The sequence below is a fragment of the Sphingomonas sp. HMP9 genome (genome assembly GCF_013374115.1).
Taxonomy (GTDB): Bacteria; Pseudomonadota; Alphaproteobacteria; order Sphingomonadales; family Sphingomonadaceae; genus Sphingomonas.
The window spans coordinates 932,320-947,007 of the sequence record NZ_AP022673.1 but is presented as its reverse complement, the minus strand read 5'-3'; the positions used below and the strand labels follow the sequence as shown (position 1 = coordinate 947,007).

The window sequence follows — 14,688 nt, the reverse complement described above, 5'->3', positions numbered from 1 at the left end:
ATCTTCCCCCGCAAGGGGGAGGTGGCGCCTTCAGGCAACGGAGGGGGAGGGCGCGATCACGCCCGTTTGGTGTCCTCCCCTCTGTCGGGCCAGTGCCAGCCACCCTCTTGCAAAGGGAGGATCAGCCTTCGGCGCGCATCGGCACGGCGAACACGCTGCGCAACGGCTTCGTCTCCGGCAGGATGTAGACGATCCCGACAGTCCCGGTGAACAGCGGCTTCACGACCCCGTCGTAGAACCCCGGCGGCACATTTACGCAGCCATAGGAGATCCGGTTGTCGCTTGGGCTCGGCGAGGCGAGCCGCCCGGCGCGGTCGTCCACGCGCCGCCCCTTGATCACTCGGTGCAGCGACAGCGCCGCGTCATAGTCTATCCACAATATGTCCTGCTCGAAATCGCGACCGAGCGACGCCTGGAACCGTCCCGCGGGCGTGGTGCGCTCCGGCGGCGTGATCGTCGCGAGCTTGCGCTGGCCGATCCCCGGCACGCTGTCGTCGCCACGCGCAATTCCGAGCAATGCGGGCGCCGCACCGCGCAACAGGCCAGCGCCGTCGAACGCGAACACCTTCGCATTCACCTTGTCGATGATGACGAACGGCAGCGCGTGATTGTCGTGCGATGCCGCCACCCAGTTTGCCGTAGCGCGCGCGTCGGCGGAAACCGACTCGCCCTTGAACTGCGCGCCATCCGTGGTCTGGGGCGTGGTCTGGGTCGCCGGCTGCGCCACCACCGGCGACGCGACCGCGATCCCGAGGGCGAGCAGCCCGAGACGGACGCGCCGGTTTGCTCGCCGCGTCACGCGCCGGCGCTGGCCATCGATCATATCAATGGCGCGCCTGCTTGCGCGGATAGACCGGGACGACTGGTGCGGTCGGCGTCGGCGGCGTGGGTTGCACGAACAGCGGCTGAACGGGCTGCACGGGCGGCGTGTCGGGCGTTTCGACGATTACGAACCCGGGACGCTCGGGCGCCGGATAGGTCACACCACCCTCGACGATATCGATCGTCGGCGGCGTCGGAACACGAACCGGGACGGGCGGCACGTCGAGGAGCGGCCGCGTGGCGTTGGGCAAGTCCGGCACGGGTGTGGGAGTCGGCGTAGGCGTAGGCGTAGGCGTAGGCGTAGGCGTAGGCGCCGGTGCTGGAGCAGGCGCTGGTGCCGGAGCAGGCGCTGGTGCCGGTGCTGGAGCCGGAGCAGGCGCTGGTGCCGGAGCAGGCGCTGGTGCCGGTGCCGGAGCAGGCGCTGGAGCAGGTGCCGGTGCTGGTGCCGGTGCCGGTGCTGGAGCAGGCGCCGGTGCTGGAGCAGGCGCTGGCGCCGGAGCAGGTGCTGGCGCCGGAGCGGGCGCTGGTGCCGGAGCAGGCGCTGGTGCCGGTGCCGGAGCTGGTGCTGGAGCTGGCGCTGGTGCCGGAGCGGGCGCCGGTGCTGGTGCCGGGGCCGGCGCTGGTGCCGGAGCGGGCGCTGGTGCCGGAGCGGGCGCTGGTGCTGGAGCAGGCGCTGGCGACGGTGCCGGAGCGGGGGCCGGCGCTGGAGCCGGGGCCGGTGCTGGAGCCGCCGTGATCGTCCCGGTCGTCCGGAACCCGGCGACACAGCACGAGCTCGCCAGCGCATATTGGTCCGCGTTGGCGCCGGTCAGCGTGTAGCCGCTGAAGCTGACGCCGATGCCCGTGCCTTCGCCGGTGCTGTCGAACGTCGCGGTCGCGTTCGGGCCGGCGACCAGCGAGACGCCGGTCGGCGTTCCCGACGTAGCGTTGGTGTTGAACCCGCTAAGCACCGCTGTATTGGTGCCGTCGGCGACCTTCTGGGCGGTCGGGAACAGCAGCATGCGCTGGGTAATCGCCGCGCCTTCGGTCAGGACGAACTCGGTCGAGAAGTCGGTCGGCGTCGTGTACGAGACCGGGTTGTAGTTGATCGACACCGGCGCCGCGGTGACCGTGGTCGGTGGCGACAGCGCGGAGAACACGATCGTGCCGCCGTTGACGCCCGGCCCGGTGCCGTCGGACCCGGCGATCAGCGTCAGCCCGACCGGCAAGCCCAGGCTTTGGGCGGGGATCGTCGTGCCGCGGGTGAGCGTGACCGCAGCATCGATCATCACGTCATGCCCTGCGCACAACGCGATGTTGCCATCAGTGGTGGTGATCGCGTGAAACACCTGCACGTTGCGCCCGGCGTTCAGCAGGATGCTGCCGTTGGTCGTCGTCAGGTCGGCGTTGACGTTTACGTCACGGCCGCAGCACGCGACGATGTTGCCGTTGGTCGCGGTGATCGGCGCGTTGATGTTGACGTCGCGAAACGCGTTCATCGTCAGCGTCGTCGGCACGCCCGACGCGGTCCACGCGACTGCGTCGTTGACGAAGATGTCGCCATTGCCGGTGGTCGTGTCGCCCGCCGCGGGGATCGTGCTGATCGTGATGCTGGTCGTCACGAGCTGCGCCGACAGCGTGGCGCCCGAGATATTGCCGCCTGCGCCGATCACGTAATCCTGCGGATCGATCAGCCACATGCCGGTCGCGCCGGACCGTGCGAAGGTCGATACCTTGGCGCTGTCCGCCACGTTGACGGTGGCCGCCGACGTCTCGATAAAGCCGCCATTGCCGCCGACCGGGGCACTCGCGTCGAGTGTCCCGGCGAGGCTGACGGTGCCGGTCTTCATGTCGCCGAGCAGGAGAATGGTGCCGCCGCGGTTCTGCAGCGTGCGCGCCTCGACGATGCCGGTATTGTTGACCGCGGTGTGGAGCAGGTCGCCGGCGCCCTGCGCGGTCATCACGACCTTGCCGCCATCCGCGCGGATCAGCCCGCCATTGCGGACCAGCGCGCCGACTGCACCCTTGTCGACCGCGACGTTGAGCAGCCCGTCGCCCGCGACATCGAGCGTGATCGCCTCGCCACCCGCCAGCACGACCGTGCCGAAGTTCGCCTTGATCGTCCCGCCGTTGCCGACGTTCGCGCCGAGCAGCGCGACATAACCGTTCTTTGCGGTGATCCGGCCGTCGTTCTGCACCGACGCGTTGCTGGTGCCGGCAAAACTATTCTTGCCGCCAAGGAAATCGGCATCGGAGATGTTCAGCGTCGAGGCGACAAGTCCGCCGACGTTCACGTTCGCGGTCTGGCCGAACAGGATGCCGTTCGCGTTGACCAGGAACACCTTGCCGTTCGCCGACAGATTCCCGAGAATGACCGAAGGGTCCGTACCCAGCACGCGGTTCAGCGCGACCGAACTGCTGCCCGGCTGGTCGAAGACAACGCTCTTGCCCTTGCCGATCGAGAAAGACTGCCAGTTGATCGCCGCGCGGTCGCTGGTCTGCGTCACGGTCACTGACTTGGTGCCGGTCGCGATGCTCGCCTGGCCAGCCACGACCTCACCGCCGGTCGGCAGCGTCTGCGCCTCGACCGGCCGTGCCGCCACGGTGCCGGCGAGGCTGAACCCGATCAGCCATGCGAACCGCGCAAGACCGGTGGTGCCGAACAACCCGCCGCGCCGCATGCGCGTGGCCGTGGGAGCGGGGCGTCTGGTGTTTCTGATCGACGAGGGGATGGGGGTCATTTGCGGTATCCTTGGTGGCGGCGGATGGCCGCAAAATTCGGGGGCGAAGGGTGCGGTCAGAAGGTCTTCGAAACCTGGAACCAGGCACGGCCCGACTTGTCGGGAGCGGACGTCGCATCCGCGTCGCCGAGCTTGCGTGCGTAGGTCGCCTTGGCGGCAAGTCCATAGGGTCCCGCCCAGCTTAGCCCGGCGCCGTACGCGCTGCGCTTGGCGTGGTTCGATCCGTCGAAATACGGGTGCTTGACGTAATCGACCTCGCCGACGTCGACGAACCCGAACAGCTGGAGCGCACCCGGCACGACTTGCGGCAGTGCCAGTCGCGCCTCGGCGGTGGCGACATAACCCTGGTCGCCATACGCTTCGCCCTCGGGATAGGCGCGCACCGCATAGGCGCCGCCCAGCTCCATCCGCTCGGAGATGTCGAGGTTGCTAAACGCGATCTGCCCGCGCGCCGAGGCGAACAGCGACAGCGGGCCGGCGATCGTCTGCAACCGCGCAAGGCTGAACTGCAGCTTCCCGTAGCGACCGTCGGTGCGCGCGGTCAGCGCGTCGACCGAGCGTTCATAGGCGCCGCGGATATCGAGATTGCCGACCGAATAGCTGAGCGAATACGCGCTCCAGCCGCCGCCGAGCAGCGTATCATGCTCGTCGCCGCTGAGCCCAGCCGTGATCACCTGCGCGCGGCGGTAGCTGGTGACGTCGACAATGCCGATCCGGTCCTCGAACCATTTCACGTCGCCGCCGATGGTCACGTACAGATTGCTGTCGCGCGACCGGATCAGCGGATAGCTGGCATAGACGCTGGCAACGTCGGCGTTGCCGCTGCCGTCGAGACTGTCGAATTCCTTGCCGAGCGAATAGTCGAGATGCGCGAACGCGACACCCAGCGTGACCTGGCCGATCGGCGCCTGGTACGACGCGCGGCCGTATGCCAGCCCCGAGAACGACGTCAGCGCGCGCAGGCTCAGCACATCGCCCGAGCCGGTCGGGTTGTTCCAGTTGACTGACCCACCGACGCGATAGGCGCCAGTGTAGCGGTTGCCGGCATTGTCGGCCTCGACGCTGCCGGTGATGCTCTGGCCGGGCGTGATGTCGACCAGCAGGTCCGACGTGCCGACCGCGGTACCGGGGCTCAGCGTCGATTGCACGCGTACGCCGGGCAGGTCCGACAGCATCAACAAGCGACGTTCGAGCGGTGCGACCGCGACCGGGTCGCCGACGTCGAGCCCGGCGAGAATGCCGTTCGCAACGCTATCCGAGAGGCGCGACTCGTTCTTCACGCCGACTGCGCCGAAACGGCCTTCGATTACTGCGATCGTGACGGCGCCGCTCCGTACGTCCTGTTCGGGGAGGTAGGCGTTCGCGACGAAATAGCCGCGGCTGGCGTAATAGGACGTGATCCGCGCCGCGAGCGTCTTCAGGTCCGACAGGTCGAGTTCGCTGTTCGGCGTGAACTGCGACGCGGCGATCAAGTCGGCTTCGGGAAACAGCGTCGCACCGGTCACGCGCAGCAACCGGACGAGCGTCTTGGGGCCACCCGTGGCAGCAACGACGACGGGTGTCTTGCGTTCGAACCCGAAATCGGGCGCGGGCGTGTCGTTGAGCGGAGTCGGAGGAATCTGCTGGAGTTGCCCACCTGCACCCACGGGAACCTTGCGCCAGCGCCGATTGCGTCGAAATCAGCAAGGCAGCCGGGCTCGCGGCCGCAAGCGCAGCGGCCCATAGGGTCGACTTGTACATGAACACCTCGAAAGTCACCGCGGATGGAAGGCACGGATCTCCCATCCGCAGCAGCGGGAGCCGTTCGAGGAAAGGTTAGTGCGCCCTAAGCGAGGACGAAGACTTGGAAGCTGATATGGCTCGACTATTGTCGGTCCCACGGTATCTGCGTGCGACTAGCTAGCTCGGACTTCAAATGGTCCGTCGCGGCGGTCGCGCCGATTGATCAGCTCCAACTCTCTTGATCTGTGTACCTGATTCAGATTAACCGCAAGTTAAATTTTAAATTGGAGGCGCGTTAAATGCCTGATTTACCGGTCATATAATTACAATTCACCGCCGTTCGATTTCTCGACGGTCCCTAAAAATTGCGAGCAATTTTGGTTGTAACAGAATTGATATGCGTACCGGGTCAGGCGAATCGATCGCCAACCCGGTCGCAGGACCGATCAGCGCGCGTATGTCCCGCGATCAAAAACGGTTGCACGTAAGGTGAGGCGCCAAGGTTTTGCTGGTACCGTCTCTCGTATCTTGCTCAAAATATTCCCGTAACGCTTCGATACTAAGTGATTTTTCCACCCGTGCTGCACATGGTATTCTTTTGATTGTAGATAAATCATCGTGAGTATTAACCAATTGATGGGGTTTTTGGGGGAGGGTCTGACGACAAGGAGTTCCAGATGCGACCCGATGCAAAGGCACTATTAGCGAGACTGGGACAGCGTGATTTCCAGTATCGCCAGTTCGCCGACCCCATTGCCGATGTCGAGCCATGGCCTCTGTTCGCCGCGTTGCTGGAAGACGAGCGGGTCGTCGGCCGTGCCGAACGCGCGTCTGTGGATAAGGCGCCCGTGAGGAATTTCCTGAGCGATTACGACGACATGTCGGCCCGCGGCGAGCCCGGCCAGAGACAGGGCGGCAGCCTGCGCGCGTTCCTGTCCGGCCTTTCCGACGACAATGCGGAGCGCCGTTGATGCCGTTGATCCTGTGTCATTCGCCGGTCGGCGGCGTTGGAACTACGTTTCTGACGGCGCGTCTTGCGCTCGGCCTGGCCGCACGGGGACATGATGTCTCCGCGATCGACTTCACGCACGCCGATGCGCTGAAGCTGTTCTTCGGGATGCTGCCCGCGCAGGAAATTCCGGCGATGACCGATGCCACGACTGAAGGTATCGTCGTCGATGGCGTCGAATTGCTGTCGGGCTATGCTGCCGTCCAGAGCGGCGCGTTCGGGCGCCTGATCGCGCGCTCGGGCGCGTCACCGTTCGATAGCCAGCGGATCGTGCTGGCCGACGTGGCCTCGGCGGACCTCGCGCTGAAGACCAGCCTGTTGCCGCACGCCGCGCTGCATCTTTGCGCGCTCGTGCCGCAGCCAACGTCGCTCGCGGCCCTGACGAAGGTCCAGCCGGGGACGCCGACGATCGATCTCGAACAGACCGTCTTCGTGCTCAACCAGGTCGACGACACGCGCAAACTGTCGCGCCATTCGCAGATCTTCCTGCGCGCGCTGTTCGGCGACGCTCTGATCGCGACGGTCCGCCGCGACGAGGCGGTGAACGAGGCGCTGTCATCGTTCCAGCCGATTGCGCGCTACGCCAAGCAGAGCGTGGTACTCCCCGATCTCGCCGCGATGACCATCGCGATCGAGGCCCGATGCGGCCTCGTCGCGGCCACGGAGCCAGCGGAATGACGCGCGGATCGGTCCGCAAGGCGTTTCGCGCCGATACGCTCGGCATCGTCGTCGCTGCCTTGCTGACGCTGGTCGTCGTGACGGTGCCGCTCGACCTGAAGTCGCAGTGGATTTTTGCCGGGGTCTCGATCCTGGGCGCGATCGTGCTCGGCCGGTCGAAATCGCGTCGGGGGACGCTGGTGCTCGCCTTGCTGTCGTTGGTCGTGTCGACGCGCTATCTGTTCTGGCGGACCACCGCGACGCTCGAATTCGAAAGCGCGCTTGGCACCGTACTCGGCCTAGGGCTGTACCTTGCCGAACTCTATGCCTGGGTGATCCTCGCGCTCGGTGTGCTCCAGACCGCATGGCCGCTCGATCGCCAGTCGGTCGAGCCTCAGGGCGAGCCGCACGAATGGCCGACCGTCGACGTCTATATCCCGACCTATAACGAAAGCCTGGAGATCGTCCGGACGACCGTGATCGCGGCGCTCGACATGGATTACCCGCGCGATCGGTATAGCGTGTATCTGCTCGACGACGGCCGCCGCCCCGAATTCCGCGCGTTCGCGCGCTCTGTCGGCTGCGGCTACATCACGCGCGCTGACAACAACCATGCCAAGGCGGGCAACCTCAACGCGGCGATGTCGAACACCGAAGGCGCGTTGATCGCGATCTTCGACTGCGATCACGTGCCGACGCGGGCGTTCCTGCAGATGACGGTCGGCTGGTTCCAGCGCGACAAGAAACTCGCGCTCGTCCAGACACCGCATCATTTCTACTCGCCCGATCCGGTCCAGCGCAACCTGGGTTCGGTCCGCGACCTGCCGGGCGAGGGCGACCTTTTCTATGGCGCGGTCCAGCGCGGCAACGATCTGTGGGACGCCGCCTTCTTCTGCGGATCGTGCGCGATCATCCGCCGCGAGGCGCTCGCCGACACCAACGGATTCGCGTTCGAGACCGTCACCGAGGACGCGCATACCGCGCTGCGCCTGCAACGCATGGGCTGGTCGACCGCGTATCTCGGCATACGCCTGTCGGCCGGGCTCGCGACCGAGCGGCTCGTGCTGCACATCGGCCAGCGTATCCGCTGGGCGCGAGGGATGACGCAAATCCTGCGCATCGACAATCCGCTGTTCGGCCGCGGGCTGAGCCTGCAACAGCGGTTTTGTTACCTGAATGCGATGCTGCATTTCCAGTTTCCGCTGCCGCGCATCGCCTTCCTGACCAGTCCGCTGGCGTACCTGATCCTTGGCGAGAACATCATCCACGCTTCTGCAGGCATGATCTTCGCCTATGCCGCAGCACATCTCTATTGCGCGCAGGTTTCGGGCGGGCGGTTGCAGGGTGGCGATCGCCGGCCGTTCTGGGGCGAAGTGTACGAGACGATCCTCGCGTTCCACCTCGTCCGGCCGACCGTCGTAACGCTGTTCCGGCCGCATGGCGGCAAGTTCAACGTCACTGACAAGGGCTCGCTGCTCGACAAGACGCATTTCGATACCGCGACCGCGCGTCCGCACCTGATCTGCATCGGGCTGGTGCTGTTTGGGATAGTGTTCGGCGTCGTCAAATATGTGTTCTTCGCGCACCTGTTCAACATCCAGGGCGATACGCTGGTGCTGAACACGGTGTGGGCGGTCTTCAGTCTCGTCATCCTGCTCGCTGCCGTGTCGGTCGCGCGCGAGACGCGACAGGTCCGCGAATATATCCGCATCCCCGTACAGTTGCCGGCGACGCTCTATTTTGCCGACGGCCACGTCGTCGATTCGGAGACGATCGATCTGTCGATGGGCGGGCTCGCGATTACGGCGCCCCCCGGCGTGACGCTCGCGGACCGCGCGGTGACGCACGTCGCGTTGCCAATGGGTGATGAGATCCTCACGCTCCCGGTCCAGACGCTACGCGTCGACAAGACCATGGCCACCATGCGGTTTCTGGAACTCGACATGCTTCAATTACGTCAACTCGTCCGCGCCGTCATGGGTCGCAACGATGCTTGGGAGCCCGAGGCGCCGCGGCGTCCGGTCTCGACCCTGCGCTCGCTCCGCGACATTCTGGTCGTTGATCTCGTCACGCTGAAGCGCCTGCTCGGCATCAACCGCGCGGAACGTCGTCGCGAACGGAGCCGGCTAAAGGCTGCGACGGCATCGCTTGCCGCCGCCGCGCTGGTGATGAGCGTCGGCCTGCCGCAGCCTGTGGCCGCGCAGGCGGCAGTGGTTCCGGTATCGGCGCCCGAGACGACGGGTGGTATCCGCCAGGAACGCCTCACGTTCCGCGACCTGCGTATCCGTAGCGCGATCCGCCTTGCGGGCACCCGCGGCGAGATCGCGATCCCGTTCGGCCTTCGCAGCAACGAGGTCGTGACCGCGGCCAACCTGACGCTCGCGCTGGCCTGGTCGCCGGCTTTGCTGCCCGATCTCAGCCAGTTTGTCGTGATCCTGAACGGCGAGGTCGTCCGCACGGTTCGGCTCACGCCCGACGGCGCCGGCGGCCAGCAACTCACCATGGCGGTCAATCCCGCGCTGTTCCTGCCGGGCGACAACCAGCTCAACCTGCGCCTGATCGGCCACTACACGCGCGATTGCGAGGACCCGTTCCACAGCTCGCTCTGGGCGAACGTCAGCAATACGCGTTCGGCGCTCGACCTGACGATCCAGCGACTGCCGCTCGGACCGGACCTTGCCCGGCTGCCATCGCCGTTCTTCGATCGTGCGGACAATCTGCCGCTCAACCTGCCGTTTGTGTTCGGCGCGGCGCCCTCCAACGGCGAGCTCGAAGCCGCGGCCAGTGTCGCATCGTGGTTCGGGCAGTTGGCCAGCTATCGCGGGTTCGCGTTCAAGCCGAGCTATGGCCGCATCCCGCGCGGCAACGCGATCGTATTCCTGCGTCCCGGCATGCGCGTCGGTAGCTACGTGCCGAACATCACCGGGCCATCGGCGCTGGTGATGCGCAATCCGTTCGATGGTTTCGGCCAGCTGCTGCTGGTGATGGGCCGCGACGAGCGCGAGCTGAAGCTTGCCGCGGCGGCGCTCGCGACCGGGCGCGGCACGATCGGTGGTGCGGGGGCGTCGTTCGACGGTGTCCGTATCCCGACCTATGCGCGCTACGCCGCACCGCGCTGGCTCCGCTCCGATCGTGCCGTCAAACTGGGCGAAATCATGGACCCCCGCGCGTTGCAGGGCGTCGGCCTTCCGCCAGGCCCGCTAACGGCTGCGTTCCGGACCGCGCCCGACCTGTTCTTCTGGCCGCGGGGCGGCGCGTCGCTCGACCTGCGCTATCGCTATCCGTCCGCGCCGTGGCTCGATCGGCGCGCGTCGCGGCTCGATATCTCGATCAACAACCAGTATCTCAGGACGTTGCCGTTGGCCGGTGCGACGTGGTGGACGGCGCTGATCGGCGGTCAGGACGGCGCGTCGTCGAGCCAGGCGCGCGCCAAAGTCGAACTGCCCAACTATAATCTGTTCGGCCAGAACGAGCTGATCTTCGATTACAACCTGATCCTCGGCAACAAGAAGAGGTGCGAGGGCACATTGCCCGAGAACGTCCGCGTCGCGATCGATCCCGACAGCGCGATCGACCTGACGCACGCCTATCATGCACAGCGGATGCCGAGCCTGGCGACCTTCGCGAACGCAGGCTATCCGTTCACGATCAGCCCCGACCTCGCCGAGACCGTCGTCGTGGTGCCCGCTTCGCCCGACCTGGGTATCGTCGAGGCGTTCCTCGCGATGATGGGGCGCTTCGGCGACTCGACGGGGGCCGCGACGACGGGCGTGACCGTCACGCAGGCCGCCGATGGCGACCGGCTCGAGGGTCATGACGTGCTGGTCATCGGCATTCCGCGGACCGCGGGCGCGACCGCGCTGTTCGCCGGTGCGCCGATGCGGATCGAGAATGGCAGCCTGCGCGTGGCCGAGCGCACGCCGGTCGAGCGCGTCTTCGGCCTGATCTCGCCCTATGGTGCGAACGATGTCGGCGAGACCAACGCGTTCCTGACCACGGCCGAGCGTTTCGACGGGTTCGTCAGTTTCCGCTCGCCTTATGATGCGGCACGGACGGTGGTGGCGGTGTTGAGCACCAATACCGCCGATCTGCCCGAACTCGTCCAGGGTCTCGCCGAACAGCGGATCAACGCGCAGGTGCAAGGCGACCTGTCGGTGACCAATGGCGAGGGCATGCGCAGCTTCGCGGTCGGCCAGACCTATTGGTCGGGATCGCTGCCGGTTTGGATGCGGATCGGCTGGTGGTTCAGCGAGCGACCGTTGTTGATGGCCTTGAGCGGGCTGCTGATCGCGCTGCTGCTGGCAGGACCGCTGTATCTTCTGCTGGTGCGTCAGCAGCGTCGCCGGCTCGGGTCGGAGGACAAGGCATGATCCGTTTCACGACGATTGCGCTGCTGACCGCGGGGATCGCGTCGCCGCTCCTCGTCCAGCCCGTGGTGGCACAGGTCGCCGGGGTTGGCGCACTCGTCCAGCAGGGGCGGTATTGGCAATCACGAGGCCGCGCCGATCTGGCGCGGACCGCGTATCGCCGCGCGCTCGCGATCGATCCGTCGAACGCAGAAGCCCGTCGCGCGTTGTCGGCATCGAGTGCACCAGCGCCGGCACCGGCCGCACGACCGAGCACGGCGCCCGCGCAGGCTCCAGCGAGCATGACCGGCCCCGGACCCGCGCCAGCGACCGCATCGCGCACGGTACCGGCCCCGGCACGCAGGGCAGCCGCACCGACACCGTCGGATCGCGGCGGGGATGCGCGCGCGGCGGGTTTCCGTTCGCTCGACCAGGGCGATCTCGCGCAGGCGCAACGCCAGTTCGAGGCCGCGCTTGCCAGCAACCGCAACGATGCCGATGCGGCGGGGGGCCTTGGCGTCGTCCGGTTGCGGCAGTCGCGTTTCGCAGAGTCTGCCGAACTCCTGTCGCGAGCCTCGGCACGCGGCAACCGGGCGCGCTGGTCGGAAGCCTTGTCGTCCGCGCAATTCTACGCCGGGCTCGACGACGCGCGTTCGCGGCTTGCGGCCGGCGACGTCGTCGGTGCGCAGGCCCAGGCCGAAGCGCTCGCACGTACCGGCGTCAAGGATCGCGGACCCGCGCTGGCGTTGCTGGCCGACATCTACGAACGCCAGGGCCGCTATGCGGATTCGGCTGATCTGGCCCGCCAGGCGGGGTCGGCCGGCGGCAGCCCGGCGCAGCTCGAAAGCCGCGTGGTGCGCAACGACGCGTTGCAGGCCGCGACGCACGGCGATCCTGCCAAGGCGAATGCCCTGTTCCAGCGCGGGCTGATGCTCGATCCGGCGGACCCGTGGATCCGCTACGAATATGCGCGGTACATGATCGGGCAGGGACGCGCGCCCGAGGCGGAGGCGCTGATCCAGTCGATCCAGACGATCGGTACCGCCGACGCGCTCTACGCCGCGGCGATGCTCCACAACGAGCGTGGTCGGCAGGCGCAGGCGACGTCGTTGTTGTCGCGCTTGACCGAAGCGCAGAAGACGCCGGCGATCCGCCGTTTCGAGGCGCAGATCGCCGTCGACGCTGCCGTGGCGCGCGCCAAGGCGATCGCGGCGCAGGGCCGTGGCGGCGAAGCGATCGCGACGCTGCGCCAGATCGGTACGACCCCGTCGCTGAGCGCTGCATCGATGGCAGCGATCGCGGGCGGTCTGAACGATCTGGGCGATCAGGCCGGGGCGGTTCCCTTGGCCGAGCGCGCACTCGCCGCGAGCCCGGCGACGGCGGCGGATTACGATCCGATCGTCCGCGTGCTGGCACGGACCGGGCAGGATGCCGCGGTCGCCAGCGCGATCGATCGCGCGCGGACGGCATCGGCCGGATCCGCGTCCGCGGCGCCGGCTATTGCCCGGCTCGAGGGCATCGCGGCGTCGTCGCAGGCGGACCGGATGCGGCTCGCCGGTCAGAACGCGCAGGCGTTCGACCTGCTGCAACAGGCGTGGACCGCGGCGCCGGGCAATGCCGACGTGCTGGGCGCGCTCGGTCGGTTGTACCAGTCGGGGAACATGCCCTCGCAGGCGGCGCAGACGTACCAGATGGTGCTTGCGGCAAATCCGCGGGACAAGGGCGCGCTGATCGGCCTGATCGGCAGCGCAGGTGCGGGCGGCAATCACGACGTCGCCACCGCGACCGTCGACCGCGCGCTGTCCGCCTACCCGGACGATTACGAGATCTACGCCGCTGCCGGGCAGATGGAGCAGGCCCGCGGCGACCGAGGGGCGGCAAAACGCTATTTGCGTCGCGCCGAGGCTGCCTATGCCGCGCGTTCCGGAACAGGTGCCCCGCTGAGCGGCGCCAATCCGTTCGCCGCGGGCATGGGCTCGGGCAATCCCTTCCGTCAAGCCGAACAGGCACCCATCGTCGCCACCAACCCGTTCGCCCTCAGCGCAGGACCGATCCCGGCTTCGACGCCCGGACGGTCTTCGGCCCCGATGGCGTTCACTGTGGCGCCCGGATACGGCGCCGGCTCGACGGGCGTTCCGACACCGGCGGCTTTTTCGCCCGGAGCCTTTGCACCGGGCGGCTCCGCGCCGGGCGGCTATGCGTCCTCGAACGGCGCGGTGCCGCAGGCCGGCGTTGCTGGCGGCGATGCCACGCTCATCCGCCTGCGCGACGATATTGCGCGTTTGAGCGACGACACGGGTCCACGCGCGGAAATGAAGCTCGGCTTCCGCGAACGCTCGGGCGAGACCGGGTTGAGCGAACTGCGCGAATTGTCGGGTACCGCGACGCTCTCCACCGGCGTCGCTGGCGGCCGCGTCTCCGTCTCGGCAACACCGGTCGTGATCGACTCCGGCCGCCCGACCGGCTCTGCGCTTGCTCGGTTCGGCCGCAATGCGACGCCCGAGGCCAGAGGGATCGTCAATGCATTGCCTTCCGAACTGGTCCAGGCGGATACGCAGCATGCGTCCGGCGTCGCGGTCGCCGCCTCGTATGACAGCCCCGGCGTTCGGATCGAGGTCGGGTCGACGCCGATCGGGTTCGACAATACCGACGTGACGTGGGGCTTCACCGCCAAGCCCAAGATCTCGCGCACGGTGTCGGCGCAAGGCTGGGTGAAGCGCGAGCCCGTCACCGACAGCGTGGTATCCTATGCCGGCACGCGCGATCCCGTCACGGGCGAACGCTGGGGTCAGGTCATGCGGACTGGCGGCGGTGCCTCGCTTTCCTGGGATGACGAAGGCACTGGCGTCTACGCCGATGTCTCCGGCTATCGCTATACCGGCGAGAACGTCCGCAGGAACCGCGGGTACCAGGCGAACGCCGGGGGCTATTTGCCGCTGTACCGCGACGGGCATTCGACGCTGACCGGCGGCCTCAACCTCAACTGGCAGGCGTTCGACAACAACCAGAACTACTTCACCTACGGGCATGGCGGCTATTTCAGCCCGCAAAGCTTCCTGAGCATGAGCCTGCCCATCCGCTACGCGTATAATTCGACGCGGTGGGAGGGGCGCCTGGGCGTTGCGCCAGGCTATCAGAGCTTCGAACAGGATCGCGCGCCGATCTATCCGACCGACCCAACAGCACAGGCCGAACTCGATGCGTTGAAAGCACGAAACACCGACGTGCGCTCTTACTATGATAGCCTGAGCAACACTGGTTTCGCCTTTTCGGCGGATGGATCGTTGTTCTATCGCCTGAACCCAAACACCCGGATCGGCGCCTCGGCCAGCGCCAACACGTTCGGGACGTATGACGACTACCGATCGACTTTCGAATTGCGCCAGTCCTTGGGGGGAGCCAAATGAACGCG

At 67.0% G+C, this 14,688-nt stretch carries 7 protein-coding genes; 4 read left to right on the top strand and 3 right to left on the bottom strand.

The features are described 5' to 3' along the window. Positions 1 to 121 precede the first annotated feature (121 nt). The 3 genes from HMP09_RS04060 to HMP09_RS04050 are packed head-to-tail and all read right to left on the bottom strand — an operon-like array spanning position 122 to position 5,188. Entirely contained in the window at positions 122 to 823 is a 702-nt protein-coding gene (locus tag HMP09_RS04060; RefSeq protein ID WP_176499299.1) for a L,D-transpeptidase, read from the bottom strand. Between the two features lies 1 nt (position 824). Next, entirely contained in the window at positions 825 to 3,542 is a 2,718-nt protein-coding gene (locus HMP09_RS04055) for a two-partner secretion domain-containing protein (protein ID WP_232090655.1), read from the bottom strand. A 56-nt stretch (positions 3,543 to 3,598) separates the two neighbouring features. Then, a complete protein-coding gene (locus HMP09_RS04050) occupies positions 3,599 to 5,188 on the bottom strand; it encodes a ShlB/FhaC/HecB family hemolysin secretion/activation protein (RefSeq protein WP_176499298.1) in 1,590 nt (529 codons plus the stop codon). Between the two features lie 753 nt (positions 5,189 to 5,941). Here HMP09_RS04050 and HMP09_RS04045 point away from each other — a divergent pair. From HMP09_RS04045 to HMP09_RS04030, 4 genes are read left to right on the top strand one after another with little or no spacing between them, the layout of a single operon-like run. Then, positions 5,942 to 6,235, top strand: a complete 294-nt coding sequence (locus HMP09_RS04045) for a hypothetical protein (protein WP_176499297.1) — start codon at positions 5,942 to 5,944, stop codon at positions 6,233 to 6,235. Continuing rightward, the gene (locus HMP09_RS04040; protein ID WP_176499296.1) at positions 6,235 to 6,951 is read left to right on the top strand and encodes a cellulose synthase operon protein YhjQ/BcsQ; all 717 of its coding nucleotides are present in this window, start codon (positions 6,235 to 6,237) and stop codon (positions 6,949 to 6,951) included. Before HMP09_RS04045 ends, HMP09_RS04040 begins: the two co-directional genes overlap by 1 nt. After that, the gene (bcsA, locus tag HMP09_RS04035; protein WP_176499295.1) at positions 6,948 to 11,300 is read left to right on the top strand and encodes a UDP-forming cellulose synthase catalytic subunit; all 4,353 of its coding nucleotides are present in this window, start codon (positions 6,948 to 6,950) and stop codon (positions 11,298 to 11,300) included. Before HMP09_RS04040 ends, bcsA begins: the two co-directional genes overlap by 4 nt. Next, a complete protein-coding gene (locus tag HMP09_RS04030) occupies positions 11,297 to 14,683 on the top strand; it encodes a cellulose biosynthesis protein BcsC (RefSeq protein ID WP_176499294.1) in 3,387 nt (1,128 codons plus the stop codon). The genes bcsA and HMP09_RS04030 overlap by 4 nt, the downstream gene beginning before the upstream one ends. Positions 14,684 to 14,688: the final 5 nt, after the last annotated feature.

Coding starts and splice junctions, on each gene's coding strand:
- HMP09_RS04060 (WP_176499299.1), bottom strand. CDS start 823: ATGATCGATGGCCAGCGCCGGCGCGTGACGCGGCGAGCAAACCGGCGC.
- HMP09_RS04055 (WP_232090655.1), bottom strand. CDS start 3,542: ATGACCCCCATCCCCTCGTCGATCAGAAACACCAGACGCCCCGCTCCC.
- HMP09_RS04045 (WP_176499297.1), top strand. CDS start 5,942: ATGCGACCCGATGCAAAGGCACTATTAGCGAGACTGGGACAGCGTGAT.
- HMP09_RS04040 (WP_176499296.1), top strand. CDS start 6,235: ATGCCGTTGATCCTGTGTCATTCGCCGGTCGGCGGCGTTGGAACTACG.
- bcsA (WP_176499295.1), top strand. CDS start 6,948: ATGACGCGCGGATCGGTCCGCAAGGCGTTTCGCGCCGATACGCTCGGC.
- HMP09_RS04030 (WP_176499294.1), top strand. CDS start 11,297: ATGATCCGTTTCACGACGATTGCGCTGCTGACCGCGGGGATCGCGTCG.